At 71.6% G+C, this 25,548-nt stretch carries 19 protein-coding genes; 17 read left to right on the top strand and 2 right to left on the bottom strand.

Annotated features, from left to right (window positions below):
• Window positions 1-9: 9 nt before the first annotated feature.
• Genes nuoE through nuoN form a run of 10 tightly spaced genes read left to right on the top strand, consistent with a single transcriptional unit; the run spans window position 10 to window position 13,097 of the window.
• Window positions 10-840: an NADH-quinone oxidoreductase subunit NuoE gene (gene nuoE / locus ACIG3E_RS03010; RefSeq protein WP_399610453.1), complete on the top strand. Its 831-nt coding sequence runs from the start codon at window positions 10-12 to the stop codon at window positions 838-840.
• Complete coding sequence (nuoF, locus tag ACIG3E_RS03005) at window positions 837-2,198, top strand: NADH-quinone oxidoreductase subunit NuoF (RefSeq protein WP_399610450.1); 1,362 nt, start codon at window positions 837-839, stop codon at window positions 2,196-2,198. The genes nuoE and nuoF overlap by 4 nt, the downstream gene beginning before the upstream one ends.
• Entirely contained in the window at window positions 2,195-4,708 is a 2,514-nt protein-coding gene (locus ACIG3E_RS03000) for an NADH-quinone oxidoreductase subunit G (protein WP_399610447.1), read from the top strand. The genes nuoF and ACIG3E_RS03000 overlap by 4 nt, the downstream gene beginning before the upstream one ends.
• Window positions 4,705-6,072, top strand: coding sequence for an NADH-quinone oxidoreductase subunit NuoH (gene nuoH / locus ACIG3E_RS02995; RefSeq protein WP_399610444.1), 1,368 nt, complete (start codon window positions 4,705-4,707; stop codon window positions 6,070-6,072). Before ACIG3E_RS03000 ends, nuoH begins: the two co-directional genes overlap by 4 nt.
• On the top strand, window positions 6,065-6,754 hold the full coding sequence (gene nuoI / locus ACIG3E_RS02990; protein WP_399610442.1) for an NADH-quinone oxidoreductase subunit NuoI: 690 nt from the start codon (window positions 6,065-6,067) through the stop codon (window positions 6,752-6,754). The genes nuoH and nuoI overlap by 8 nt, the downstream gene beginning before the upstream one ends.
• Entirely contained in the window at window positions 6,751-7,617 is an 867-nt protein-coding gene (locus ACIG3E_RS02985) for an NADH-quinone oxidoreductase subunit J (protein ID WP_399610440.1), read from the top strand. The genes nuoI and ACIG3E_RS02985 overlap by 4 nt, the downstream gene beginning before the upstream one ends.
• The gene (gene nuoK, locus ACIG3E_RS02980) at window positions 7,614-7,913 is read left to right on the top strand and encodes an NADH-quinone oxidoreductase subunit NuoK (RefSeq protein WP_399610437.1); all 300 of its coding nucleotides are present in this window, start codon (window positions 7,614-7,616) and stop codon (window positions 7,911-7,913) included. The genes ACIG3E_RS02985 and nuoK overlap by 4 nt, the downstream gene beginning before the upstream one ends.
• 14 nt (window positions 7,914-7,927) lie before the next feature.
• The gene (gene nuoL / locus ACIG3E_RS02975) at window positions 7,928-9,874 is read left to right on the top strand and encodes an NADH-quinone oxidoreductase subunit L (RefSeq protein WP_399610435.1); all 1,947 of its coding nucleotides are present in this window, start codon (window positions 7,928-7,930) and stop codon (window positions 9,872-9,874) included.
• A 5-nt stretch (window positions 9,875-9,879) separates the two neighbouring features.
• Window positions 9,880-11,451, top strand: coding sequence for an NADH-quinone oxidoreductase subunit M (locus tag ACIG3E_RS02970; RefSeq protein WP_399610432.1), 1,572 nt, complete (start codon window positions 9,880-9,882; stop codon window positions 11,449-11,451).
• Complete coding sequence (nuoN, locus tag ACIG3E_RS02965) at window positions 11,448-13,097, top strand: NADH-quinone oxidoreductase subunit NuoN (RefSeq protein ID WP_399610429.1); 1,650 nt, start codon at window positions 11,448-11,450, stop codon at window positions 13,095-13,097. The genes ACIG3E_RS02970 and nuoN overlap by 4 nt, the downstream gene beginning before the upstream one ends.
• Window positions 13,098-13,167: 70 nt before the next feature.
• Here the strand turns inward: nuoN and ACIG3E_RS02960 are convergent, their stop codons facing one another.
• A complete protein-coding gene (locus ACIG3E_RS02960; RefSeq protein WP_399610427.1) occupies window positions 13,168-13,716 on the bottom strand; it encodes a hypothetical protein in 549 nt (182 codons plus the stop codon).
• A 256-nt stretch (window positions 13,717-13,972) separates the two neighbouring features.
• Between ACIG3E_RS02960 and recQ the strand changes: the two genes are divergently transcribed.
• Window positions 13,973-15,829: a DNA helicase RecQ gene (gene recQ, locus ACIG3E_RS02955; protein ID WP_399610424.1), complete on the top strand. Its 1,857-nt coding sequence runs from the start codon at window positions 13,973-13,975 to the stop codon at window positions 15,827-15,829.
• A gap of 40 nt (window positions 15,830-15,869) precedes the next feature.
• On the opposite strand, the gene fahA is transcribed toward recQ, so the two are convergent.
• Window positions 15,870-17,180: a fumarylacetoacetase gene (gene fahA, locus ACIG3E_RS02950; protein WP_399610421.1), complete on the bottom strand. Its 1,311-nt coding sequence runs from the start codon at window positions 17,178-17,180 to the stop codon at window positions 15,870-15,872.
• Window positions 17,181-17,392: 212 nt separating this feature from the next.
• Here fahA and ACIG3E_RS02945 point away from each other — a divergent pair, with 212 nt between their 5' ends.
• The 6 genes from ACIG3E_RS02945 to ACIG3E_RS02920 all read left to right on the top strand — a co-directional run bounded on the left by ACIG3E_RS02945 (window position 17,393) and on the right by ACIG3E_RS02920 (window position 25,172).
• Window positions 17,393-18,649 carry an ATP-grasp domain-containing protein gene (locus ACIG3E_RS02945; RefSeq protein WP_399610770.1) on the top strand — a complete coding sequence of 419 codons (1,257 nt, stop codon included), beginning with the start codon at window positions 17,393-17,395 and terminating at the stop codon, window positions 18,647-18,649.
• 53 nt (window positions 18,650-18,702) lie between these two features.
• Complete coding sequence (locus tag ACIG3E_RS02940) at window positions 18,703-19,905, top strand: FAD-dependent oxidoreductase (protein ID WP_399610419.1); 1,203 nt, start codon at window positions 18,703-18,705, stop codon at window positions 19,903-19,905.
• A 470-nt stretch (window positions 19,906-20,375) separates the two neighbouring features.
• Complete coding sequence (locus ACIG3E_RS02935) at window positions 20,376-21,221, top strand: HAD family hydrolase (protein WP_399610417.1); 846 nt, start codon at window positions 20,376-20,378, stop codon at window positions 21,219-21,221.
• A gap of 353 nt (window positions 21,222-21,574) precedes the next feature.
• Entirely contained in the window at window positions 21,575-22,585 is a 1,011-nt protein-coding gene (locus ACIG3E_RS02930) for a polyprenyl synthetase family protein (protein ID WP_399610415.1), read from the top strand.
• A gap of 141 nt (window positions 22,586-22,726) precedes the next feature.
• A complete protein-coding gene (locus tag ACIG3E_RS02925; RefSeq protein ID WP_399610412.1) occupies window positions 22,727-23,662 on the top strand; it encodes a CHRD domain-containing protein in 936 nt (311 codons plus the stop codon).
• Between the two features lie 295 nt (window positions 23,663-23,957).
• Complete coding sequence (locus ACIG3E_RS02920) at window positions 23,958-25,172, top strand: outer membrane lipoprotein carrier protein LolA (protein WP_399610410.1); 1,215 nt, start codon at window positions 23,958-23,960, stop codon at window positions 25,170-25,172.
• The last annotated feature ends 376 nt before the right edge of the window (window positions 25,173-25,548 follow it).

Below are 25,548 nucleotides of genomic sequence, written 5' to 3'. Positions count from 1 at the left end.
AGCCTGGGGATGCCTCGACTCCCCGCCCCCGACTACCCGGCCGACGTACGGGCCCGGCTCGAAGCGGACGCCAAGGAGGTCATCGCCCGCTATCCGGACTCCCGTTCCGCCCTGCTGCCGCTGCTGCACCTCGTGCAGTCGGAAGAGGGGTACGTGACGCGCACCGGGATGCGGTTCTGCGCGGAGGTGCTCGACCTGACCACCGCCGAGGTCACGGCCGTCGCGACCTTCTACACCATGTACCGGCGGAAGCCCTCCGGCGACTACCAGGTGGGCGTGTGCACCAACACCCTGTGCGCCGTCATGGGCGGGGACGCCATCTTCGAGGCCCTCCAGGAGCACCTGGGCGTCGGCAACGGCGGGACCACCGAGGACGGCAAGGTCACGCTCGAACACATCGAGTGCAACGCCGCCTGCGACTTCGCGCCCGTGGTGATGGTCAACTGGGAGTTCTTCGACAACCAGACCCCGCAGAGCGCCAAGCGCCTCGTCGACGACCTGCGCGCGGGCGTCCAGGCCGAGCCGACCCGCGGCGCCCCGCTGTGCACCTTCAAGGAGACGGCCCGCATCCTCGCGGGCTTCCCCGACGAGCGCCCCGGAGCCGTCGAGGCCACCGGCGGCGCGGGCCCGGCCTCGCTGGTCGGGCTTCGCCTGGCCAAGGGCGAGGCGCCCCCCGCGCGCGTGGTCCATCCGCGCACGGGCGGGCCGGAGGGCGCCCAGCCGCACGACCCGTCGCCCAGCGAGCACCTGAGCTCGCACGACGCGCCGCAGAGGACCTCGGCATCCGACCCCTCGCACCCTGCGGGCCCGGTCGGCGAGGGCCGCGAGGAGGGAGAGTGATGACCTTGGCCGCCGAGATCAACGAGACCAGCCCGGAGAAGCTGCTCGCCCCGGTCCTCTCGGCCTTCTGGGACCAGGAGAAGTCCTGGACCCTCGACGTCTACCGGCGCCACGAGGGCTACGAGGGACTGCGCAAGGCCCTCGCGATGGAGCCGGACGACCTCATCGCCTATGTGAAGGCCTCCGGGCTCCGCGGCCGCGGTGGCGCGGGCTTCCCCACCGGGATGAAGTGGCAGTTCATTCCGCAGGGGGACGGCAAGCCGCACTATCTAGTTGTCAACGCCGACGAATCGGAGCCCGGGACCTGCAAGGACATCCCGCTCCTCTTCGCGAACCCGCATTCCCTCATCGAGGGCATCGTGATCGCCTGCTACGCGATCCGTTCGTCGCATGCCTTCATCTATCTGCGTGGTGAGGTCGTCCCCGTACTGCGGCGGCTGCACGAGGCCGTGCGCGAGGCGTACGCGGCGGGCTACCTCGGCAAGAACGTCCTGGGCAGCGGACTCGACCTCGAACTCACCGTGCACGCGGGCGCGGGCGCGTACATCTGCGGTGAGGAGACCGCGCTGCTCGACTCGCTCGAAGGCCGCCGTGGCCAACCGCGACTGCGTCCCCCCTTCCCTGCGGTCGCGGGTCTCTACGCGTGCCCCACTGTGGTCAATAACGTCGAGTCCATCGCATCAGTTCCCGCGATCCTGCAGCGGGGCAAGGACTGGTTCACCTCGATGGGCAGCGAGAAGTCCCCCGGCTTCACGCTGTACTCGCTCAGCGGGCACGTCGCGTCGCCCGGCCAGTACGAGGGGCCCCTCGGCATCACGCTGCGCCAGCTGCTCGACATGAGCGGCGGCATGCGGCCCGGGCACCGCCTCAAGTTCTGGACGCCGGGCGGCTCTTCGACGCCGATGTTCACCGACGAGCACCTCGACGTCCCGCTCGACTACGAGGGCGTCAGTGCCGCCGGGTCCATGCTCGGCACCAAGGCGCTGCAGTGCTTCGACGAGACCACCTGCGTCGTGCGCGCGGTGACGCGCTGGACCGAGTTCTACGCCCACGAGTCCTGCGGCAAGTGCACGCCCTGCCGCGAAGGCACGTACTGGCTCGTCCAGTTGCTGCGCGACATCGAGGCGGGCAAGGGCGTCATGTCCGACCTCGACAAGCTGAACGACATCGCCGACAACATCAACGGCAAGTCCTTCTGCGCCCTCGGCGACGGCGCCGCCTCGCCGATCTTCTCCTCGCTCCAGTACTTCCGCGCGGAGTACGAGGAGCACATCACCGGCAGGGGCTGCCCGTTCGACCCCGCCAAGTCCACCCTCTGGGCCGACAGGCCCGCGGCGAACACGGAGGTGAACGCATGACAGTGACCACCAGCGCTCCCTCCGGGGGCGGGGAGGCGGCGGTTCCGCCAGAGGACCTGGTCACACTGACCATCGACGGCATCGAGATCAGCGTCCCCAAGGGCACCCTGGTGATCCGCGCCGCCGAACTCCTCGGCATCGAGATCCCCCGCTTCTGCGACCACCCGCTGCTCGACCCCGCGGGCGCCTGCCGCCAGTGCATCGTCGAGGTCGAGGGCCAGCGCAAGCCGATGGCGTCCTGCACGATCACCTGCACCGACGGCATGGTCGTCAAGTCGCAGTTGACGTCGCCGGTCGCCGAGAAGGCCCAGCACGGCGTGATGGAGCTGCTGCTCATCAACCACCCGCTGGACTGCCCGGTCTGCGACAAGGGCGGCGAGTGCCCGCTGCAGAACCAGGCCATGTCGCACGGCAACGCCGAGTCCCGCTTCGAGGGCAGCAAGCGCACCTACGAGAAGCCGGTGCCGATCTCCACCCAGGTGCTGCTCGACCGCGAGCGCTGCGTGCTGTGCGCCCGCTGCACCCGCTTCTCCCAGCAGATCGCGGGCGACCCCATGATCGAGCTGGTCGAGCGGGGCGCGCTCCAGCAGGTGGGCACCGGGGAGGGCGACCCCTTCGAGTCGTACTTCTCCGGGAACACCATCCAGATCTGCCCGGTGGGAGCGCTCACCTCGCACGCCTACCGCTTCCGGTCGCGCCCCTTCGACCTGGTGTCGTCGCCGTCGGTGTGCGAGCACTGCGCGGGCGGCTGCGCGACCCGCACCGACCACCGGCGCGGCAAGGTCATGCGGCGGCTCGCCCAGGACGACCCCGAGGTCAACGAGGAGTGGATCTGCGACAAGGGCCGCTTCGGCTTCCGGTACGCGCAGAAGCCCGACCGGCTGACCACGCCGCTGGTGCGCAACGCGTCCTCGGGTGAGCTGGAACCGGCTAGCTGGCCCGAGGCGTTGGCGGCGGCCGCACGCGGCCTCGCCGCCGCGCGCGGGCGGGCCGGTGTCCTGACCGGCGGGCGCCTCACCGTGGAGGACGCCTACGCGTACAGCAAGTACGCGCGCGTGGCGCTCGACACGAACGACATCGACTTCCGCGCGCGGGTGCACTCCAGCGAGGAGGCCGACTTCCTGGCGGCACGTGTCGCCGGGCGCGGCCGGGACCTCGACGGCACCGGTGTCACGTACACCGCCCTGGAGAAGGCCCCCGCCGTCCTGCTCGTCGGCATCGAGGCCGAGGAGGAGGCGCCCGGCGTCTTCCTGCGGCTGCGCAAGGCGTGGCGCAAGCACGGCCAGCGCACGTACGCCGTGGCCACGCACGCCACACGGGGCCTGGAGAAGGCGGGCGGCACGCTCCTCGCCGCGGCGCCCGGCACGGAGACCGAGTGGCTGGACGCGCTCGCCGCCGGGGTCGGCCTGGAGGACGACGGCGCGCAGGCCGCCGAGGCGCTGCGCGCCGAGGGCGCGGTCATCGTCGTGGGGGAGCGGCTCGCGGCCGTGCCGGGGGCGCTCACCGCCGCCGTGCGGGCCGCGTCCGCGACCGGCGCGGCACTGGTGTGGATCCCGCGCCGCGCGGGCGAGCGCGGCGCCGTCGAGGCCGGCGCGCTGCCGTCACTGCTTCCGGGAGGCCGCCCGGCCACCGACCCGCGCGCGCGGGACGAGGTCGCGGCCGCCTGGAGCGTGGCCGAACTCCCGCACCGCTACGGCCGGGACACCGGCCAGATCGTCGAGGCCGCCGCGACCGGCGAGCTGAGCGCCCTCCTGGTGGGCGGTGTCGAGGTCGCCGACCTGCCCGACCCGGCACGCGCGCGTGAGGCGCTCGACGCGGTCGGCTTCCTGGTGTCGCTGGAACAGCGGCCGAGCGAGGTGACCGAGCGCGCCGACGTGGTGCTCCCGGTGGCCGCCGTCGCCGAGAAGCCGGGCACCTTCCTCAACTGGGAAGGCAGGGCCCGGCTTTTCGAGGCCGCGCTCAAGCCGGACCAGATGACGCGCCGCCTGGCACCCACCGACGCCCGCGTCCTGCACATGCTGGCCGACGCGGGCGACGTGCACCTCGGCCTGCCCGACCTGCTGACCGTCCGGCGCGAGCTCGACCGGCTCGGCGGCTGGGACGGGCCGCGCGCGACCGAGCCCCTGGAGACCGCGGTCCAGCTGCCGCGGCCTGCCGCGGGGGAGGCCGTGCTCGCCGGGCACAGGCTCCTGCTCGACCGGGGCCGCCTCCAGGAGGGCGACGACGCGCTCGCCGGGACGCGGCACGCGGCGGTGGCCCGGCTCTCGGCGGCCACCGCGGCCGAGGCCGGTGTCAAGGACGGCGACACCCTCGCCGTCACCGGCACCGCGGGCCGGGTCGAACTGCCCCTCGCGGTCACGGAGATGCCCGACCGCGTGGTGTGGCTGCCGCTGAACTCCGTGGGCGGCGGCGTCGCCTCCGACACGGGGGCGCGGCCGGGCGCGCTGGTCAGGATCGGCCCCGCTGTCCGCGTCGAGCCCGCCCAGGGCGCCCAGGAGGTGCAGTCGTGAGCCCCATGACCCAGCTCGCCGCCGAAGACCTCTCCATGTTCGGCCGCGACCCCTGGTGGCTGGTCGCCGTCAAGGCGGTCTTCTGCTTCGCGTTCCTCGTGGTGTCCGTGCTCTTCGCCATCGTGTGGGAGCGCAAGGTCGTGGCCTGGATGCAGCTGCGCATCGGCCCCAACCGCAACGGCCCCTGGGGCTTCCTGCAGTCCCTCGCGGACGGCATCAAGCTGATGCTCAAGGAAGACCTGATCGTCAAGCGCGCCGACAAGGTGGTCTACATCCTGGCGCCGGTCGTCGCGGCCATCCCCGCCTTCATGGCGATCGCGGTGATCCCCTTCGGGCCCGCGGGCAACGAGGTCTCGATCTTCGGGCACCGCACCACGATGCAGCTCACCGACCTGCCGATCGCGATGCTCTACATCCTCGCGGTCGCCTCGGTCGGCATCTACGGCATCGTGCTCGCGGGCTGGAGCTCCGGCTCCACGTATCCGCTCCTCGGCGGTCTGCGCTCCTGCGCGCAGATGATCTCGTACGAGATCGCGATGGGCGCCGCGTTCGCGTCGGTCTTCCTGTACTCCGGGTCGATGTCCACGTCGGCGATCGTGGAGGCGCAGCAGGAGCGCTGGTACATCGTGCTCCTGCCGGTGTCGTTCCTGATCTACATCGTGACGATGGTCGGCGAGACCAACCGCGCGCCGTTCGACATGCCGGAGTCCGAGGGCGACCTCGTCGGCGGCTTCAACACCGAGTACTCGTCGATCAAGTTCGCGATCTTCATGCTCGCCGAGTACATCAACATGATCACCGTCTCGGCCGTGTCCGCGACGCTCTTCCTCGGCGGCTGGCGGGCTCCTTGGCCCATCAGCGGCTTCTGGGAGGGCGCCAACCACGGCTGGTGGCCGATGGCCTGGTTCACGCTCAAGGTGCAGCTGCTGCTGTTCTTCTTCATCTGGCTGCGCGGCACGCTGCCCCGCGTCCGCTACGACCAGTTGATGAAGCTCGGCTGGAAGGTCCTCATCCCGGTGTCGGTGGTGTGGCTGATGCTCGTCGCCACCGTCCGCGCGCTGCGCAACGAGGACTACGACTTCAGCGAGATCGCCCTCTACGTAGGGGGCGGAGTCATCGCGCTGCTCCTGCTCTCCGTCCTGTACGACCTGTTCCGGGACAAGCGCGAGAAGGAGGCCGCGGCCGCCGCCGAGCCCGTCGAGGCCGAAGTCTTCGACCCGATGGCGGGCGGCTTCCCGGTGCCACCGCTGCCCGGCCAGACCCTGCCACCCGTGCCGCGCCGACGCCCGCGCCATGAGCGGGAGTTGATTGTCAGTGGTGGCCCGGATACTCAAAGTGACGGAAAGGAGGCGTCCGATGGCTGAGCAGTCCGAGCAGTCGAACACGCCGGACCGGCCGCGGCGCGGGCAGCCGCCCGAGCGGCCGACGGGCCAGGAAGCAGCGCAGGCGACCCAGTCGGATCAGGGGTTCCAGAACCCCGTCGCGGGCTTCGCCGTGACCTTCAAGGCCATGTTCAAGAAGCGGCTGACCGAGCAGTATCCGGAGCAGCAGAAGACCACCGCTCCCCGCTTCCACGGCAGGCACCAGCTCAACCGCCATCCGGACGGCCTGGAGAAGTGCGTCGGCTGCGAGCTGTGCGCCTGGGCCTGCCCGGCGGACGCCATCTATGTGGAGGGCGCGGACAACACCGAGGAGGAGCGCTACTCCCCGGGCGAGCGCTACGGCCGCGTCTATCAGATCAACTACGCCCGCTGCATCTTCTGCGGCCTGTGCATCGAGGCGTGCCCCACGCGCGCGTTGACGATGACGAACGAGTTCGAACTCGCCGACAGCAGCCGCCAGAACCTGATCTTCACCAAGGAGCAGCTGCTCGCGGGCCTCGACGAGGGCATGGTCGAGGCGCCCCACGCGATCTATCCCGGCACGGACGAGGGGGACTACTACCGCGGTCTGGTGACGCGGGCGGCGCCCGGCACGGAGCGCCAGGTCGCCGTCTCCAAGGGTGAGCGGGAGCCGGAGCCCAGGGCCGAGGGGGTGGACGCGTGACCTCCGTCGCGGCCTACACCACCTCCACGGGCGAGGCCTTCCAGTTCTGGGTGCTCGGCACGGTCGCCGTGATCGGCGCACTGAGCACGATCCTCATGAAGAGGGCGGTGCACAGCGCCCTCTGCCTGGCCGGGACCATGATCATCCTGGCGGTCTTCTACCTGGCCAACGGCGCGTACTTCCTGGGCATCGTCCAGATCGTCGTCTACACCGGCGCGATCATGATGCTCTTCCTGTTCGTCGTGATGCTCGTCGGCGTCACCGCCGCGGACTCCCTGAAGGAGACCATCAAGGGGCAGCGCTGGCTGGCCGCCCTGTGCGGCGTCGGCTTCGCCGTCCTGCTGTTCGCGGGCATCGGCAACGCCTCGGTGAAGGACTTCAACGGCCTGGGCAAGGCCAATGAGGGCGGCAACGTGGAGGGCCTCGCCGCCCTCATCTTCACGAAGTACGTCTTCGCCTTCGAGATCACCGGCGCCCTGCTGATCACGGCGACCGTCGGCGCGATGGTGCTCACCCACCGCGAGCGCACCGAGCGCGCCAAGACCCAGCGCGAGCTTGCCGAGGAGCGGGTGCGCGCGGGCAAGCACCTGCCGCCGCTCCCGGCCCCGGGCGTCTACGCCCGGCACAACGCCGTGGACATCGCGGGCCTGCTGCCCGACGGCACGCCCTCGGAGCTCACCGTCAACAAGACGCTCCGGGAGCGCGGCCAGATCCGCGACGTCTCCAGCGAGGCCCTGGAGGACCTGCGGGCCCTGGAGCAGCGCTCCACCGACCGCCTCGAACGTCCCGACCTGCGCCGCACGGATCCCGGGCGCGACGCGGGCGGCGACCGGGCCGAGCAGACCGAGGAGGCGTCGAAGTGAATCCGGTCAACTACCTTTACCTGGCGGCCCTGTTGTTCGCCATCGGCGCCACCGGCGTCCTGATCAGGCGGAACGTGATCGTGGTCTTCATGTGCGTCGAGCTGATGCTCAACGCCTGCAACCTGGCGTTCGTCGCGTTCTCCCGGCTGCACGGCAATCTCGACGGCCAGATCATCGCCTTCTTCACGATGGTCGTCGCCGCGGCCGAGGTCGTGGTCGGGCTCGCGATCATCGTGTCGCTGTTCCGCTCCCGCCACTCGGCCTCGGTCGACGACGCCAGTCTGATGAAGCTGTAAGGGGTCGCTGAATCGTGGAGAAACTGATTGCGCTGCTCGTCGCGGCGCCTCTGCTCGGAGCGGCCGTCCTGCTGTGCGGCGGGCGCCTGCTCGACCGCGTCGGCCACTGGCTCGGCACCTTGCTCTCGGCCGTCTCCTTCGTCTTCGCCGCGGTGCTCTTCACCGACATGCTCGGCAAGGACGCGGAGGACCGCGGCCTGCACCAGCACCTGTTCAGCTGGATCCCGGTCGAGGGCTTCCAGGCCGACGTCGCCTTCCAGCTCGACCAGCTGTCGATGACGTTCGTCCTGCTGATCACGAGCGTCGGCACGCTGATCCACCTGTACTCCGTCGGGTACATGGAGCACGACGAGCGCCGCCGCCGCTTCTTCGGCTATCTGAACCTGTTCCTCGCGGCGATGCTGCTCCTCGTCCTCGCCGACAACTACCTGCTCCTGTACGTCGGCTGGGAGGGCGTCGGCCTCGCCTCGTACCTCCTGATCGGGTTCTGGCAGCACAAGCCCAGCGCGGCCACCGCGGCGAAGAAGGCCTTCCTGGTCAACCGCGTCGGCGACATGGGCCTCTCGATCGCGATCATGCTGATGTTCACCACCTTCGGGACGTTCGCCTTCGGGCCCGTCCTAGAGTCCACGGACCAGACGGGCGAGGGCAAGCTCACGGCGATCGGCCTGATGCTGCTGCTCGCCGCGTGCGGCAAGTCCGCGCAGGTGCCGCTGCAGTCCTGGCTCGGGGACGCGATGGAGGGCCCGACCCCGGTCTCCGCCCTGATCCACGCGGCGACGATGGTCACCGCGGGCGTGTATCTGATCGTGCGCTCCGGGGAGATCTTCAACGCCGCGCCGGACGCGCAGCTGGCCGTCGCGGTGGTCGGCGCGGTCACGCTGATCTTCGGTGCGATCGTCGGTTGCGCGAAGGACGACATCAAGAAGGCCCTCGCCGGGTCCACGATGTCGCAGATCGGCTACATGATCCTGGCCGCGGGCCTCGGCCCGATCGGCTACGTCTTCGCGATCATGCACCTGGTGACGCACGGCTTCTTCAAGGCCGGGCTCTTCCTCGGCGCCGGTTCGGTCATGCACGGCATGAACGACGAGGTGGACATGCGGAAGTACGGCGGCCTGCGGAAGTACATGCCGGTGACGTTCGTGACCTTCGGGCTCGGCTACCTCGCGATCATCGGCTTCCCGGGCCTCTCCGGCTTCTTCTCCAAGGACAAGATCATCGAGGCGGCGTTCGCCAAGGGCGGCACGGAGGGCTGGATCCTCGGCTCGGTGGCCCTGCTCGGCGCGGCCATCACGGCGTACTACATGACGCGCGTGATGCTCCTGACCTTCTTCGGCGAGGAGCGCTGGCGCCACCGCAAGACGGCCTCTCCCGAGGAGCCGAGTGTCGAGCCCGCCGCCGAGACGCAGGGCGAGCACGCCGAGCCGCATCCGCACGAGTCCCCGAAGACCATGACGATCCCGATGATCCTGCTGGCCTTCGGGTCGGTGTTCGCCGGTGGCTTCTTCAGCATCGGCGACCGCTTCCTGAACTGGCTGGAGCCGGTCACGCACCACGACCACGGCGACTCCCCGCTGAGCGCCGCCACGGTCACCGGCGCCACCGTGGCCGTCCTGGTCGTCGGCGTGGCCCTGGCCTGGGCGCAGTACGGGCGCAGGCCGGTTCCGGTCGTCGCCCCGCGCGGCTCCCTGCTCACCCGCGCGGCCCGCCGCGACCTGCTCCAGGACGACTTCAACCACGTCGTCCTGGTGCGCGGCGGCGAGCACCTCACGCGCTCCCTGGTGTACGTCGACCACACCCTGGTCGACGGCGTGGTCAACGGCACGGCGGCCTCGGTCGGCGGGCTCTCCGGGCGCCTGCGCAAGCTCCAGAACGGCTACGCCCGCAGCTACGCGGTCTCGATGTTCGGCGGCGCGGCGGTCCTCATCGCCGCGACGCTGCTGATGAGGGCGGTCTGATACCGATGTCCTTTCCTCTGCTGACAGCGACGGCCGTGGTGCCCGCGGTGGGCGCGATCGCCACGGCGGCCGTCCCGGCCGCCCGGCGCACCGCCGCCAAGTGGCTCGCGCTGCTCTTCTCGCTGGCGACGCTCGCGCTTGCCATCACGGCGGTCGTCCGGTTCGACCCGGACGGCGACCGGTACCAACTGACCGAGTCGCACTCCTGGATCAAGGACTTCGGGGTGCGGTACGAACTGGGCGTGGACGGCATCGCGGTCTCCCTGATCGCGCTGACCGCCCTGCTGCTGCCCTTCATCATCCTGGCGGGCTGGCACGACGCCGATCCCCTTGAGACCAAGTCGTCGCGCTGGCGCCCGACTCAGGGCTTCTTCGCCCTCATCCTCGCCGTCGAGGCGATGGTGATCATCTCCTTCGAGGCCACCGACGTCTTCCTGTTCTACATCTTCTTCGAAGCCATGCTCATCCCGATGTACTTCCTCATCGGCGGCTTCGGAGACCGCGCGCACGCGGGCAGCGACGAGAACGCCTCGGCGCAGCGCTCGTACGCGGCCGTGAAGTTCCTGCTCTACAACCTGGTCGGCGGCCTGATCATGCTCGCCGCCGTGATCGGCCTCTACGTGGTCGCGGGGAACTTCTCCGTCCAGGAGATCGCCGCCGCGCGGGCCGACGGCTCGCTGGACATGGCGACCAACACCGAGCGGCTGCTCTTCCTCGGCTTCTTCTTCGCCTTCGCGGTGAAGGCCCCGCTGTGGCCGCTGCACACCTGGCTGCCGAACGCGATGGGGGAGGCCACCGCCCCGGTAGCCGTGCTGATCACGGCGGTGGTCGACAAGGTCGGCACGTTCGCGATGCTGCGCTTCTGCCTCCAGCTGTTCCCGGAGGCCTCGAAGTGGGCGACGCCGGTCATCCTGGTGCTCGCCCTGATCAGCATCATCTACGGCGCGCTGCTCGCCGTCGGCCAGCGCGACATCAAGCGCCTGGTGGCCTACGCGTCGATCTCGCACTTCGGGTTCATCATCCTCGGCATCTTCGCGATGACCTCCCAGGGGCAGTCCGGCGCGACGCTCTACATGGTCAACCACGGCCTGTCGACGGCCGCCCTGATGCTGGTCGCGGGCTTCCTGATCTCGCGCCGCGGCTCGCGTCTGATCGCGGACTACGGAGGGGTGCAGAAGGTCGCCCCGGTGCTCGCGGGCACCTTCCTGGTCGGCGGTCTCGCCACGCTCTCGCTGCCGGGGCTCGCGCCGTTCGTCAGTGAGTTCCTGGTCCTGGTCGGCGCGTTCGCGCGCTATCCGGCGGTCGGGATCATCGCGACGCTCGGCATCGTGCTCGCCGCGCTCTACACCCTCGTCCTCTACCAGCGGACGATGACGGGCCCGGTGAAGCCCGAGCTCGCGAAGATGCCCGACCTGCGGGCCCGCGAGCTGGTCGTGGTGGCCCCGCTGATCGTGCTCCTCATCGGCCTCGGGGTGTACCCGAAGCCGGTGGCCGACCTGGTGAACCCGGCGGTGGAGCACACCATGTCCGACGTACAGAAGACAGATCCCGAGCCCGAGGTGGAGGCCGCCAAGTGAGTGCGACAGCCGTCCACAGCCTGTGGACAGTGGCGGCCGAGCCGATCGACAAGATCGACGCGCCGAAGATCGAGTACGGCCAGCTCGCGCCGACGCTCATCGTCATCGGTGCCGCCGTCATCGGAGTGCTCATCGAAGCCTTCGTACCGCGCAAGTCCCGTTACCACGCCCAGCTGTTCGTGTCGGTCGTGGCGCTCGCCGCCGCCTTCGCCGCGGTCGTCGCGCTCGCCTCCGGCGGGTACGGCACCACGAAGGCGCGCATCGCCGCGATGGGCGCCATCGCGGTCGACGGGCCCGCGCTGTTCCTCCAGGGCACCATTCTCCTCGCGGGTCTGGTCGCGATCTTCACCTTCGCGGAGCGGCGCCTCGACCCGGAGGCGCACGGCAACCGCGTCGACTCCTTCGTGGCCCAGGCCGGAGCCGTCCCCGGCGGCGCGGGCGAACAGGCCGCGGTGAAGGCCGGGTTCACCACCACGGAGGTGTTCCCGCTCGCCCTCTTCGCGATCGGCGGCATGCTCGTCTTCCCGGCGGCGAACGACCTCCTGACGCTGTTCATCGCCCTGGAGGTCTTCTCGCTCCCGCTGTACCTGCTGTGCGCGCTCGCCCGCCGCAAGCGCCTCATGTCGCAGGAAGCGGCCGTGAAGTACTTCCTGCTCGGCGCCTTCGCGTCCGCGTTCACCCTCTTCGGCATCGCGCTGATCTACGGCTACGCGGGCTCGGTGTCGTACGGCACCATCGCCGACGTCGTCGACGGCACGGTCAAGACGGTCGACCCGGCCCTCGCGAACACCATGGGCAACGACGCGCTGCTCCTGATCGGCGCCGCGATGATCCTCATGGGCCTGCTGTTCAAGGTGGGCGCGGTGCCCTTCCACATGTGGACGCCGGACGTCTACCAAGGCGCGCCCACACCGGTCACCGGCTTCATGGCGGCCGCGACGAAGGTGGCCGCGTTCGGCGCGCTCCTGCGGCTGCTGTACGTGGTCCTTCCAGGGCTGCGCTGGGACTGGCGGCCGGTGATGTGGGGCGTCGCGATCATCACGATGCTGGGCGGCGCGATCGTCGCGATCACGCAGACCGACATCAAGCGGCTCCTCGCGTACTCGTCGATCGCCCACGCGGGCTTCATCCTCGCGGGTGTCATCGCCACCACGGAGGAGGGCGTCTCGTCGGTGCTCTTCTACCTGGGCGCGTACTCGTTCGTGACCATCGGGGCGTTCGCCGTGGTGACGCTCGTGCGGGACGCGGGCGGCGAGGCGACGCACCTGTCGAAGTGGGCGGGGCTCGGGCGCCGCTCGCCGCTGGTCGCCGCGGTCTTCGCGGTGTTCCTGCTCGCCTTCGCGGGCATCCCGCTGACCTCCGGGTTCTCCGGGAAGTTCGCCGTGTTCAAGGCGGCGGCCGAGGGCGGCGCGGGCGCGCTCGTGGTGGTCGGTGTGATCTCGTCGGCGATCGCGGCGTTCTTCTACATCCGGGTGATCGTGCTGATGTTCTTCAGCGAGCCCAAGGCCGACGGCCCGTCCGTCGCCGTGCCCTCGCCGCTGACGACGGCGGCCATCGGGATCGGCGTCGCCGTGACGCTGGTACTCGGGGTGGCGCCGCAGTACTTCCTGGACCTGGCGAACCAGGCGGGCGTGTTCGTGCGCTGACCCGGTCGTCCGCTGGCGCGCGCGGGGCCCCGGCCCTCCTTCGGGAGGCCGGGGCCCTTCGCGTGCGCCGTCAGGACCGCTCGGGGCAGTGGACGGTCGGGTTCCAGGGGGAGAGCCTGCCGCTGGGGTTCTCCTTGTAGAGCCAGGCGTGCAGGTCGTAGTGGATCGGCATGCCCGGGACGTGCCCGTCCATCGGCCCGTCGAAGGGCCGCCCGAACAGCGACGGGCGGTCGTCGTCGGTGCTCTTGTCCTGGTCGGCGTCGACGACGATCCACTCGACGGCTATGAGCTTGCGCTTGCCGTCGCCCGCGTCCTCGTAGAGCAGCGCGGCGGGCTTCGCCGGATCGACCGAGCCGAAGTTCGCCGGGTTGACGTAGTGGTACCCCATCCCGCCGAGGTCCGGGTCGGCGGCGCACTCGTCGGTACGGGCGAAGCCCGCCTTGATCGCGAGCGGCTCGTACGCGTACTTGGCGGTCGCGGCGTAGACCTTGGCGAAGGCGGCCTGCTGCGGGGGCGGCGGAGGCGTCGGCGCGGCCGCTCGCGCGGGCGCGGTGGACAGGGCCAGACCGGAGGCCGCGGCCAGCGCGAGGGCGGCCTGGGCGGTACGGGGCAGAGGCATGGAGGGGCTCCTCGACGGGTGAGGCGCGCTCGGGCGCCATGACCTGGGCGGGCTGGGCCCCCGGGCCGCCGCAAGCAGCAGGATCACCCGGGGCGGACCCCGCGGCCAGAACGCCTGGGCCATTGGACTGACCGAGAAGCCTCCGACCGGCCTGTGGATAACTTCCCGGGGTGTCGGCGCGGGCGCCTATCGTGGAGGCAGTGGTCGAGGTGCGACAGGCGGGGGCACGGCGATGAGCGGGATCAGTGGGGTCGGCATGACAGAGGTGGTGGAGAGCGACGCGCTGCGGACGCTCCACCGGGTGTTCGGGTACGACGCCTTCCGGGGCGAGCAAGAAGCGATCATCGAGCACGTGGTGGCGGGCGGCGACGCGGTCGTCCTCATGCCGACCGGCGGCGGAAAGTCCCTGTGCTATCAGATCCCGGCCCTGGTCAGACCTGGTACGGGCGTGGTGGTCTCCCCGCTGATCGCCCTCATGCAGGACCAGGTCGACGCGCTCCGCGCCCTCGGCGTGCGCGCCGGGTTCATGAACTCGACGCAGGACTTCGACGAGCGCCGCCTCGTCGAGGCCGAGCTGCTCTCGGGCGAGCTCGACGTGCTGTATCTGGCGCCGGAGCGGCTCCGCCTCGACTCCACGCTCCAGCTGCTCTCCCGGGCGGAGATCTCCGTCTTCGCGATCGACGAGGCGCACTGCGTGGCTCAGTGGGGCCACGACTTCCGGCCGGACTACCTGGCCCTCTCCGTCCTCGGCGAGCGCTGGCCGGACGTCCCGCGCATCGCGCTGACGGCCACGGCGACGGACGCCACGCACCGCGAGATCACCGAGCGCCTGGCCATGCCGGACGCCAAGCACTTCGTCGCCAGCTTCGACCGGCCGAACATCCAGTACCGGATCGTGCCGAAGTCCGACCCGAAGAAGCAGCTCCTCACCTTCCTGAAGGAGGAGCACGACGGCGACGCGGGCATCGTCTACTGCCTCTCGCGCAAGTCCGTCGAGCAGATCGCCGACTTCCTCAGCGCCCACGGAGTCGAGGCGGTGCCGTACCACGCGGGTCTGGACAGCGGCACCCGCGCCCGCCACCAGTCGCGCTTCCTGCGCGAGGACGGCCTGGTCGTGGTCGCCACGATCGCCTTCGGCATGGGCATCGACAAGCCGGACGTCCGCTTCGTCGCCCACCTCGACCTGCCCAAGTCGGTGGAGGGGTACTACCAGGAAACGGGCCGGGCGGGCCGCGACGGCCTCCCCTCGACGGCCTGGATGGCGTACGGCCTCCAGGACGTCGTGCAGCAGCGCAAGCTCATCCAGTCCGGCGAGGGCGACGAGGCGTTCCGGCGCCGCTCGGCGGCCCATCTGGACGCGATGCTGGCGCTGTGCGAGACGGCCTCCTGCCGCCGCGCCCAGCTCCTGCGGTACTTCGGCCAGGACCCGGCGGCCACCGGCTGCGGGAACTGCGACACGTGCCTGACACCCCCGGAGACCTGGGACGGCACGGTCGCCGCGCAGAAGGTCCTCTCCGCGGTGGTGCGCCTGAAGCGGGAGCGCGGCCAGAAGTTCGGCACGGGCCAGATCGTGGACATCCTGCTCGGCCGCAAGACCGCCAAGGTCATCCAGTTCGACCACGACCAGCTGTCCGTCTTCGGCATCGGCGAGGAGCTGAGCGAGGCCGAATGGCGGGGTGTGGTGCGGCAGCTGCTGGCGCAGGGCCTCCTCGCCGTCGAGGGGGAGTACGGCACGCTGGTGCTGACCGAGGAGAGCGCCGCCGTCCTCGGCCGGCAGCGGGAGGTGCCGCTGCGCAAGGAGCCGAAGAAGCCCGCCGGTTCGGCGCGGTCCGCGCCGCGCGGGGAGCGCAAGGCCAAGGCGGCGGCTGCCGTGGCCGAGCTGCCGGAGGAGGCCGTGCCGGTCTTCGAGGCGCTGCGGGCCTGGCGGGCGGCGCAGGCGCGGGAGCAGGGCGTGCCCGCGTATGTGATCTTCCACGACGCGACGCTGCGGGAGATCGCGGCGGCGCGGCCCGCGTCCGTCGCGGACCTCGGCGGCATCAGCGGGGTCGGCGAGAAGAAGCTGGCGACGTATGGGGAAGGGGTGCTTGAGGTCCTGGCGGAGGCCGGGGCGTAGCCCTCGCGGGCGGCGCCCCGGACCTCTCGCCGGGGGCGCGTCAGCGCGGCGGGGCCACCCGGCCCGTCACCTCGCCCAGGCCCACCCGGGTGCCGCCCGGGCCCGGCGCCCAGGCCGAGAGGGTCACCACGTCGCCGTCCTCCAGGAACGTCCGCTTGCCGGAGGGGAGTTCGAGGGGGTCGCGGCCGTTCCAGGTGAGCTCGATCAGGGAGCCGAACTGGTCGGGCGAAGGCCCGCTGACGGTGCCGGAGCCGTAGAGGTCACCGGTGCGCAGGGAGGCGCCGTTGACCGTCATGTGGGCGAGCTGCTGGGCGGCGGTCCAGTAGACGGTGGAGAAGGGCGGGTTGGAGATGACCTCGCCGTTCAGGGTGACCGTGATGCGGAGGTCGTAGCCGCCGGGCCCGTCGGCCGCGGAGTCGGCGGATCCGGCCGGGTCGGCCGTGTCGTCCAGGTACGGCAGGAGCGGCTCGGTGCGCTCCGGCGGGGCGACCCGCGCCGCGTCCAGGGCGTCGAGCGGCGTGACCCACGCCGAGACGGAGGTGGCGAAGGACTTGCCGAGGAACGGGCCGAGCGGCACGTACTCCCAGGCCTGGATGTCACGGGCCGACCAGTCGTTGAGGAGGCACAGGCCGAAGACGTGCTCGCGGAAGTCGGTCAGCGGCACCGGCGTGCCGAGCGTGGAGGGCTTGCCGACGACGAAGCCGACCTCCGCCTCGATGTCGAGCTTGGCGGACGGGCCGAAGACCGGGGCGGCGTCGGCGGGCGTCTTGCGCTGCCCGGTGGGGCGGATCACCTCCGTGCCGGAGACCACGACGGTGCCCGAGCGGCCGTGGTAGCCGATGGGCAGGTGCTTCCAGTTGGGGGTGAGCGGTGCCGGTGCGTCGGGGCGGAACATGCGGCCCAGGTTCGACGCGTGGTGCTCGGAGGCGTAGAAGTCCACGTAGTCGGCGACGTCGAAGGGCAGGTGCAGGGTGACGTCGGAGAGGGGGTGGAGCAGCGGGCGGATCGCGTCGCGGTGCGCGGGCTCCGTCACCCAGGCGGTCAGGGCGCGGCGCACCTCGCTCCACGTCCGGCGGCCCGCGGCGAGCAGTGGGTTCAGTGTGGGTTGGGCGAGCAGGGACACATGGGGTGAGCCGAGGGCGGCCGCGGCGGCCCCCGCGTCGAGGACGTGGGAGCCGATCCTGACACCGACGCGACGGCCCTCGCTGACCGGCGCCGACCCAGGCGCGGAGCCGGAAGCGGAGCCGGACCCGGGGTCGGCGGATCCGGCCGGGGAGAAGACACCGTACGGAAGATTGTGCGGGCCGAAGGGGTCGCCCTCGGGGAGGTCGAGCGGATTCTGCTCGGACATGCGTTCCTGCCTCGCTTTCCAATCTGGGTGCCCCACACGTTACGTGGAAGCCCTGTATTCGGGCAGTGCCTAAAGAGTTAGCAATGTCCGGATAAACCACGCATGGAGTGTTCAGTTCCGGCTTAGGTTCCACGGGGGGACGCGGACGGGGTGGGTCCGGGTCGGTGCGATCTGGACGCGTGGGGGGACCCGTGACCAATTCCAGCGGTGGTGTGCCCTGCACGCCCGACCGCGAAGTGCCCGGACTCATCGTGAAGTTCGGCGACTATCCACTGCACCACGGCGGCGTGGGGGCGATCCGGAGCCTCGGCCGCGTCGGCGTACCGATGTACGCGATCACGGAGGACCGGCACACGCCCGCCGCCGCGTCCCGCTATCTCACCGGTGCCTTTCCCTGGCGGACCACCGGGGCGGAGGACCCGGGATATCTGCTCGACGGGCTGCTGCGGATCGGACGGCGCATCGGCAGGCCGGCGGTGCTCATACCGACCGACGAGGAAGCGGCCGTGCTCATCGCCGAGCACCAGCGGGAGCTGACCGACACGGACTTCGGAGGCTTCCTCTTCCCGCGTGTCGACGCCGCGCTGCCGCGCCGCCTCGCCAGCAAGGAGGGGCTGCACGAGCTGTGCGTGGAGCACGGCCTCAGCTCGCCCGCGTCGGCGTGCCCGCAGAGCCAGGACGACATCGAGAAGTTCGCGGAGACGGCGGCCTTCCCGGTGGTCGCGAAGAACCGCGAGGCGTTCCAGCGCCGCGAACGGCCCGCGGTGCACGGCACCACCCGCATCGACACCGCCCAGGGCCTGCGCGAGCTGGCCCGGGGCTGGGGCGAGCGGCCCGGGGTGATCCTCCAGGAGTATCTGCCGCGCGAGCAGGCCGAGGACTGGGTGGTGCACGCCTATTTCGACGCCAACTCCTTGCCCCTCGCGCTGTTCACCGGCGTGAAGGTCCGCTCCTGGCCGCCGCACGCGGGCATGACGGCCCACGCGTACGTCGTCGACAATCCGGAACTCGCCGACCTCGCCGCGCGTTTCATCAAAGAGATCGGCTTCACCGGAATCATCGACCTGGACCTCCGTTTCGACCGCCGCGACGGCCAGTACAAACTGCTCGACTTCAACCCGCGCATGGGCGCCCAGTTCCGTCTCTTCGAAAGCGAGACGGGCGTCGACGTCGTGCGGGCCATGCATTTGCACCTGACGGGCCGCGAGGTTCCGGAGGGCGACCAGCGCGTCGGCCACCGCTATGTGGTGGAGAACATCGACCTGCCCGCCCTCATCGCCTACCGCCGCAGCGGATATGTCACGCCGCACGCCCCCGCCCGAGCCAGCGGCACCGAGCTCGCCTGGCTCGCCGCCGACGACATGAAGCCGTTCTTCACCATGCTGGCGCGCTTCGTCCGGCCGGGGGCGATCCACCTGTATCAGCTGTGGCGGACCGGTCGGCGCGGCAGCAGGCCCGCCACGAAGTAAGGCAGTGTGCCGTGCGACGGCACGGCGCGCGCGATGTCCTGGGGAGGGACTTCGTGAAGCAACCAGTAGCAGTCATCGGGGCAGGGCCCTACGGCCTGTCCGCCGCAGCCCATCTGCGCGCGCGGGGCGTCCGCGTCCGCGTCTTCGGCGACCCCATGGTCAGCTGGCGTTCCCACATGCCCGCGGGAATGCTCCTGAAGTCGACCCCGGCGGCGTCGAACATCGACGCCCCGCAGCCGGGCCACACCCTCACCGACTACTGCGCGGCGGCAGGCATCCCGCGCCTGGTCACGGACGAGGACCTCATCCCGGCCGACACGTTCGTCCGGTACGGACAGTGGTTCCAGGAGAAGCTCGTGCCCGGCCTCGAGCGGGTGCGGGTGGTGTCCGTCGAGCGCGGCGAGCGCGGCGGGTTCGAGCTCAAGCTCGACTCGGGGGAGCAGTTCACGGCCTCCGCGGTCGTCGTCGCCAGCGGTCTGACGGGCCTTGCGCAGCTCCCGCCCGCCCTGGCCGCCGCCGTGCCCGACGGGCCCTCGCCCGCGGGCCCCTTCTCGCACAGCTCCCAACACCACGACCTGTCGCGGTACGCGGGCACCGACCTGCTCGTCGTCGGCGCGGGCCAGTCCGCCCTGGAGACGGCCGTGCTCGCCGCCGAGGCGGGCGCCCGGGTCCGGCTCGTGGCCCGGGGCAGGGGCGCCATCGGCTTCGGCGCGCCCCCGTGGCAGCAGCCCAGGATGCGCCCTCAGTCGCCCTTCGGCCGCGCCTGGTCGCTGTACGCGCTGAGCCACCACGCCGAGCTGTACCGCCATCTCCCGCCGCAGGCCCGGCACTTCCTCGTCCGCCGGGTCCTCGGTCCGCTCGGCGCCTGGTGGCTGCGCGAGCGGTTCCAGGAGCGTGTCGACGCCCGGGAGATGCGGCGCGTGGTGCGGGCCGAGGTCCACGACGGCCGCCCCCTGCTCACCGTGGAGTCGCTCGGCGGCCGGACCCGGGAGCTCACCGCCGACCACGTCATCGCCGCCACGGGCTACCGCGTCGACCTCGCCGCCCTCAGCTTCCTCGGGCACGGCCTGCGCGCCGGCATGGCGGTCAGCCGCGGCACGCCCAGGCTCGGCGAGGGCTATGCCTCCTCGGTCCCGGGCCTGTACTTCACGGGCATGCTGGCCGGGTCGTCGTACGGGCCGGTGATGCGGTTCGTGTGCGGCACGGAGTTCGCGTCGCCGCGATTGGCCCGGCATCTGGCGGCTGCGTACGGCTGAGCGCCGCGTCGGCTGCCGCGAGGGGGCCGTTGTCGTCAGCGGGTCCGCTGGGGCTGGTCGCTCCCCCAAGTTCTCGGCTTCGCTCGAACAGGGGGGACCCCCTTCGCGGCGTAGCCGCACGTCGACGTGGCCCCGCGCTCCTTGCGGGGCGCGTTCACAGGGGAGTTCGAGGCAGGGCGCGCGGGGGTGCGCGCGGGCGTCCGGCGGCGGCCCGGGGCGCCCGGGACGGACGGCGGGACGCGGGGCGATCCGGCACCCCCGTCGCCGCGGCCGCCGCACGGCCCGCCTCGTTCCGGTGAACCGGGAGCGGGCGGTCACGCCCGGCGCTCTTCTGCGCCCCCGGCGCGTACGGGCAGGGGACGTTGGCCGCACGACCTGGTGCATGCCGGGGGTGCGCCGGGCGCACCCAAAGCGTCACAGGTCCTGTGACACGGCTTACCGGCCGGGCTCAGATCCGTATTCTTCGGATCATGGCCGCTCCCCTCGCATATTCCCTCATCGCTACTGACCTGGACGGAACGCTGCTGCGCGGCGACGACACGGTCTCCGACCGCTCCCGCCGGGCGCTGGCCGCCGCGAGCGAGGGCGGAGCGCGGCACCTCGTCGTCACCGGACGCCCCGCGCCCCGCGTGCGCCCGCTCTTCGACGACCTCGGGTACGACGGGCTCGCCGTGTGCGGGCAGGGCGCGCAGCTGTACGACGCCGGGGCCGACCGCATGGTGTGGTCGGTGACCCTGGACCGGGAGCTCGCGGAGGTGGCGCTCGGCAAGATCGAGGCGGAGGTCGGCCAGGTCTTCGCGGCGGTCGACCAGGACGGGGTCGAGGGCCTGACCCTGATCGAGCCCGGGTACGAGATGCCGCACCCGACGCTGCCCGCGATGCGTGTGCCCGGCCGCGACGTGCTCTGGGAGGAGCCGATCAGCAAGGTGCTCCTGCGGCACCCCACGCTGGCGGACGACGAGTTGGCCCAGGTGGCCCGGGGCGTCGTGGGCTCGCTCGCCACGGTGACGATGTCCGGGCCCGGCACGGTGGAACTCCAGCCCTGCGGGGTCACCAAGGCGACCGGTCTCGCCCTCGCGGCGGAGCGGCTCGGCCTGCGGGCGGCCGACACGATCGCGTTCGGTGACATGCCGAACGACATCCCGATGTTCGCCTGGGCGGCGCACGGCGTGGCGATGGCCAACGCCCACCACGAACTGAAGGCGGTGGCGGACGAATTGACGCTGTCCAACGAGGAGGACGGGATCGCCGTGGTCCTGGAGCGGATGCTGAGTGCCGATGGCCGGAAAGCGGTGGGTGGCGGACAGCGCTCGTGAGGGTACCCGGGAGGGTGCCCTGTGGCCGCCGGATCACTCAGCGTGGCCCGGCGGCGCGGCCCGTCGTGGCCCGGTCGTGCGGGCCGTCGCGAGCCGTCGCCGCCGGGCGTGGGCGACGGCCGCGGGGAGGGTGCTCGGCATGTGGGGCGCATCGCCCGCTGGGCGGCAAAGCGGTCATTTCATGTCTATCGGGCAGGCTGGCCCCCTCTGGTCGGGCAGGTGCTCGCTGTGATCGAAAGGCGACCGGATACGCTGACTTGAGTGATGGCAGCGACACATCGACAAACCGTGTCATCGACGAGTGATCGACCGAGTGATCGACTTGTGATCGTCAGCAGACAGGAGAACCCCTCGTGACCGTCGTCGGGCCCTTCGGGCTGAGCGTGCGGGACCAGGCCCTCGAAGCCGATGTCCAGGCAGGATTGGCGGCTGTCGAGGAGGGCCTGCTCGAGGCCACCAAGAGCGAAGTGCCGTTCATCACCGAGGCGGCACAGCACCTCGTCCGCGCGGGGGGCAAACGTTTTCGGCCACTCCTGGTGATGCTGGCGGCCCAGTTCGGCGATCCGTACGCGCCCGGCATCGTGCCGTCCGCCGTGGTCGTGGAGCTCACGCACCTCGCGACGCTCTACCACGACGACGTGATGGACGAGGCCGAAGTGCGCCGTGGGGTGCCCAGCGCCAACCAGCGCTGGGGCAACTCCGTGGCCGTCCTCACCGGCGACTTCCTCTTCGCGCGCGCCTCGCACATCCTGGCCGACCTCGGCCCCGAGGCCGTACGCATCCAGGCCGAGGCCTTCGAGCGCCTCGTCACCGGGCAGATCCTGGAGACGGCGGGGCCGCGCGACGGGCGCGACCCGGTCGAGCACTACCTGGACGTCATCGGCGGCAAGACCGGCTCGCTGATCGCCGTGGCGGGCCGCTTCGGCGCGATGATGTCCGGCGCGGACGAGACGGTCGTGGACGTCCTGACCCAGTACGGGGAGCGGCTCGGGGTCGCCTTCCAGCTCGCCGACGACGTGCTCGACATCGCGTCCGACTCCACCGAGTCCGGCAAGACGCCCGGCACGGACCTGCGCGAGGGCATTCCCACGCTGCCGGTGCTGCGGCTGCGCGAGCGGGTGGAGCGGCTCGGGCTCGCGGAGGACATCGCGCTGAGCGAGCTGCTCGACTCCGACCTCACGGACGACGCCCGGCACGCCGAGGCGCTCTCGCTGCTGCGCGCCCATCCCGCGCTGGAGCAGGCGCGGCGGGACACCGTGCGGTACGCGCAGGAGGCGCGCGCCACGCTGGCGCCGCTGGCGGAGGGGGACGCCAAGGCCGCCCTCGTCGAGCTCTGCGACCTGGTGGTGCACCGGGCGGGGTGATCCCCGGGGCGCTCCGCCCGTGTGGTGCGCGTCACATGAATTGGCTGAGCCTGGATTGAGTCCAGGCTCAGATCCGTTCCGTACTCATGCCCAGAAGCCGACGCAGGGGGCGTTGGCTACGGAACGGGGAGATTTCACGTCATGGGCGCTTTCACTGCGTATGCGAAGAACCGCCGCCGGGCGCTGCTCGCCTCCGGGGTCGCGGTGGCCACGGTGGGCGCCCTGGGCGCGGCCGTGCTCCCCGCGACGGCGAGGGACGCCACCGCCACCGCCACCAGCGGCGCCCTCCTCGTGGCGAGCCTGAACGGCGCCAACGAGGTGCCCGTGCCCGGCGGCCCCGCCGTCGGCGACAAGGACGGCGCCGCCCTCGAGTTCGTCCGGATCAAGGGCGACAAGGTCACCGTCACCGCCACGTGGCGCGGCACGGCCCGGCCCACCGCCCTCCACATCCACCAGGGCGGGAAGGGGACGAACGGCGGCGTCAAGGTCGACTTCACCGGGCTCCTGGCGCGCGCCGAGCACCGGCGGGTCACCGGCACGGTCACGGTGCGCGACGCGGCCCTGCTCAAGCGCCTGAAGACGAAGCCGACCGCCTTCTACGCCAACCTGCACACCGCCCAGTTCCCCGGGGGAGCCGTCCGGGGCCAGCTCCACCGGGTCACCACCGGTGCCGCCCGCGGCTTCCAGGCCCCGGTCGTCAAGGGCGAGCAGATCTACCAGTGCGCCAAGCGCCCGGACGGGACGTACGCCTTCGCGCAGCGCGACGTGCGCGCGACGCTCGGCGGCCGCATCGCGCACGACTTCGTCGCCCCGAACTCCGGTACGCCGCGCTGGCGGGCCCCGGACCGCAGCGCCGTCACCGGCAAGCTGCTCTCCAAGACGCCGAACGGCGCGAAGAACATCCCCGAGCTCGACCTCAGGGCCAAGCAGGCCGGGCGGCACACCGGCCTGTTCGCGCACACCGTCGAGATCCTGCGCCTGAACACGGTGGGCGGCGTCCAGCCCGCGGGCGCGTGCAGGCCCGGCACGATCGCCTCCGTGCCGTACGCGGCGGACTACGTGTTCGTCCAGCGCTGAGCCACTGCGGACGACCGGCCCGGCAGACCCCCGGCGGGCCGGTCGTCACCTCCAGGGCGGCGCCTCCCCTTACGGGACGGGGGAGGCGCCGCCCCCTTTTGTCATCCCGTAGCAGTACGCGGAGTTGCTCCCGGGGTCTGACGCTTCCCGCTGGCCGATTTGGTCGGATGGAGACCGTCGAAAGGCGAACACGGACCACCACTCCTGACCAATTCGGGTGAGAATGGCGGCGCGGGGTGGACGAGCGCGTGTACGAAACGGAAAGCCGCCGCCGACCACGGAGGTAAGGCACACAATGGCACCGTACGAACCGGAGCAGGGCACGACCGACGCCGAGGAGCTGAGCGCGGGCCGCCGCAAGGCAGCGCGCTACCTCGTCCCGGTCGCGGTGGCGGGGGTGGCGGCGGCGACCATCGGGCTGGTCCCGGCGCTCGCGTCCGGCGGCGACCCGGACCTGCCCAAGCTGACCGCACAGGAACTCATCGAGAAGATCGCCGCGTCGGACACCGAGCAGCTGTCCGGCACCGTGAAGATCAACACGGATCTGGGTCTGCCGTCGCTGGGCGGTGGCGCCGGCGCCTTCGTGCCGGGCGGCGCCGGGGGCGGTGGCGGCGAGGACGACGAGGGCTCGGCCGCCGACCCGGCGGCCAAGCTGATGGAGCTGGCGTCCGGCTCGCACACGCTGCGCGTCGCGGCGGACGGCCCCGACAAGCAGAAGGTCTCCGTCCTGGACGACGCCGCCGAGTACAGCGTGATCCACAACGGCGACGACGTATGGGCGTACGACAGCGCGACGAACGAGGCGTACCACACCAAGGACACCGGCAAGTCCGGTGACCGGCACGGCAAGAAGGGCGACCTGCCGAAGGGCGTCCCGGCCACGCCCAAGGAGTTCGCGCGCCAGGCCCTGGAGGCGGCCGACAAGACGACGTCGGTGAAGGTCGACGGCAGCGCGAAGGTCGCGGGCCGCGACGCGTACCGCCTGGTGCTCAAGCCGAAGGACGCGGGCACCACGGTCGGCCAGATCACCATCGCGGTCGACGCGAAGACGGGCACGCCGCTGAAGTTCACGCTCACCCCGGCGAGCGGCGGCGCGGCGGTCGTCGACGTCGGCTTCACGAAGGTCGACTTCGCCAAGCCGTCCGCGTCCACCTTCGACTTCAAGCCCGCGAAGGGCACGAAGGTCACCGAGGAGGACGGCAGGTCGGGCAAGCACGGGTCCGGCGGCTTCAAGGGCGCGGAGCCCGGGGTCAACGTGATCGGCGAGGGCTGGACGTCCGTCGCCGAGCTGGAACTGCCCGGCGGCCAGGGCCTGCCCACGTCCGGCTCCGCCGACATACCGGCGGACGCCCAGCGGTTCCTGGACTCCCTCGGGGACAAGGTGAGCGGCAAGTTCGGCTCGGGCACGGTCTTCAAGACCCGGCTGATCAACGCCCTGATCACCGACGACGGCAAGGTGTACGTGGGCGCGGTGACGAAGGACGCGCTGGTCGAGGCGGCGAACCGCTAGCGCGGGGCGCCGACGGGCGACCGGGCGGCGGGCCGGGGCACCCCCGGTCCGCCGCGCTGGCGCTCGGCCCCGGCCCCTACCGGCGACGGCGGAACCAGCACGACCACCGGCCGCCGGCCGGACGACAGGAGGAACGGGTGCCGAGCACCGACGGGGAACCGCGCGACAGCGCGCGCGGCGATCGCGCATGCGGCGATGGCGCACGCGAGGCCAGCGCACGTGAAGGCGGTGCACGCGGGGGCAGCGCAGGCGGGGACAGCGCACGCGAGGCCAGTGCACGCGAAGACCGCGCGCGCGGGGACCGTGTACGCGGGGGCAGCGCACGTGAAACCCGTGCACGCGAGGCCAGCGCAGGCGAGGCCAGCGCAGGCGAGGC

It is taken from the genome of Streptomyces sp. NPDC053474 (assembly GCF_044544845.1).
Classification (GTDB): domain Bacteria; phylum Actinomycetota; class Actinomycetes; order Streptomycetales; family Streptomycetaceae; genus Streptomyces.
The sequence above is the reverse complement of the archived record's forward strand: the minus strand, read 5'-3'. Positions and strand labels throughout refer to the sequence as shown.

Coding starts and splice junctions, on each gene's coding strand:
- nuoE (WP_399610453.1), top strand. CDS start 10: ATGCCTCGACTCCCCGCCCCCGACTACCCGGCCGACGTACGGGCCCGG.
- ACIG3E_RS03000 (WP_399610447.1), top strand. CDS start 2,195: ATGACAGTGACCACCAGCGCTCCCTCCGGGGGCGGGGAGGCGGCGGTT.
- nuoI (WP_399610442.1), top strand. CDS start 6,065: ATGGCTGAGCAGTCCGAGCAGTCGAACACGCCGGACCGGCCGCGGCGC.
- ACIG3E_RS02970 (WP_399610432.1), top strand. CDS start 9,880: ATGTCCTTTCCTCTGCTGACAGCGACGGCCGTGGTGCCCGCGGTGGGC.
- ACIG3E_RS02960 (WP_399610427.1), bottom strand. CDS start 13,716: ATGCCTCTGCCCCGTACCGCCCAGGCCGCCCTCGCGCTGGCCGCGGCC.
- recQ (WP_399610424.1), top strand. CDS start 13,973: ATGACAGAGGTGGTGGAGAGCGACGCGCTGCGGACGCTCCACCGGGTG.
- fahA (WP_399610421.1), bottom strand. CDS start 17,180: ATGTCCGAGCAGAATCCGCTCGACCTCCCCGAGGGCGACCCCTTCGGC.
- ACIG3E_RS02935 (WP_399610417.1), top strand. CDS start 20,376: ATGGCCGCTCCCCTCGCATATTCCCTCATCGCTACTGACCTGGACGGA.
- ACIG3E_RS02925 (WP_399610412.1), top strand. CDS start 22,727: ATGGGCGCTTTCACTGCGTATGCGAAGAACCGCCGCCGGGCGCTGCTC.
- ACIG3E_RS02920 (WP_399610410.1), top strand. CDS start 23,958: ATGGCACCGTACGAACCGGAGCAGGGCACGACCGACGCCGAGGAGCTG.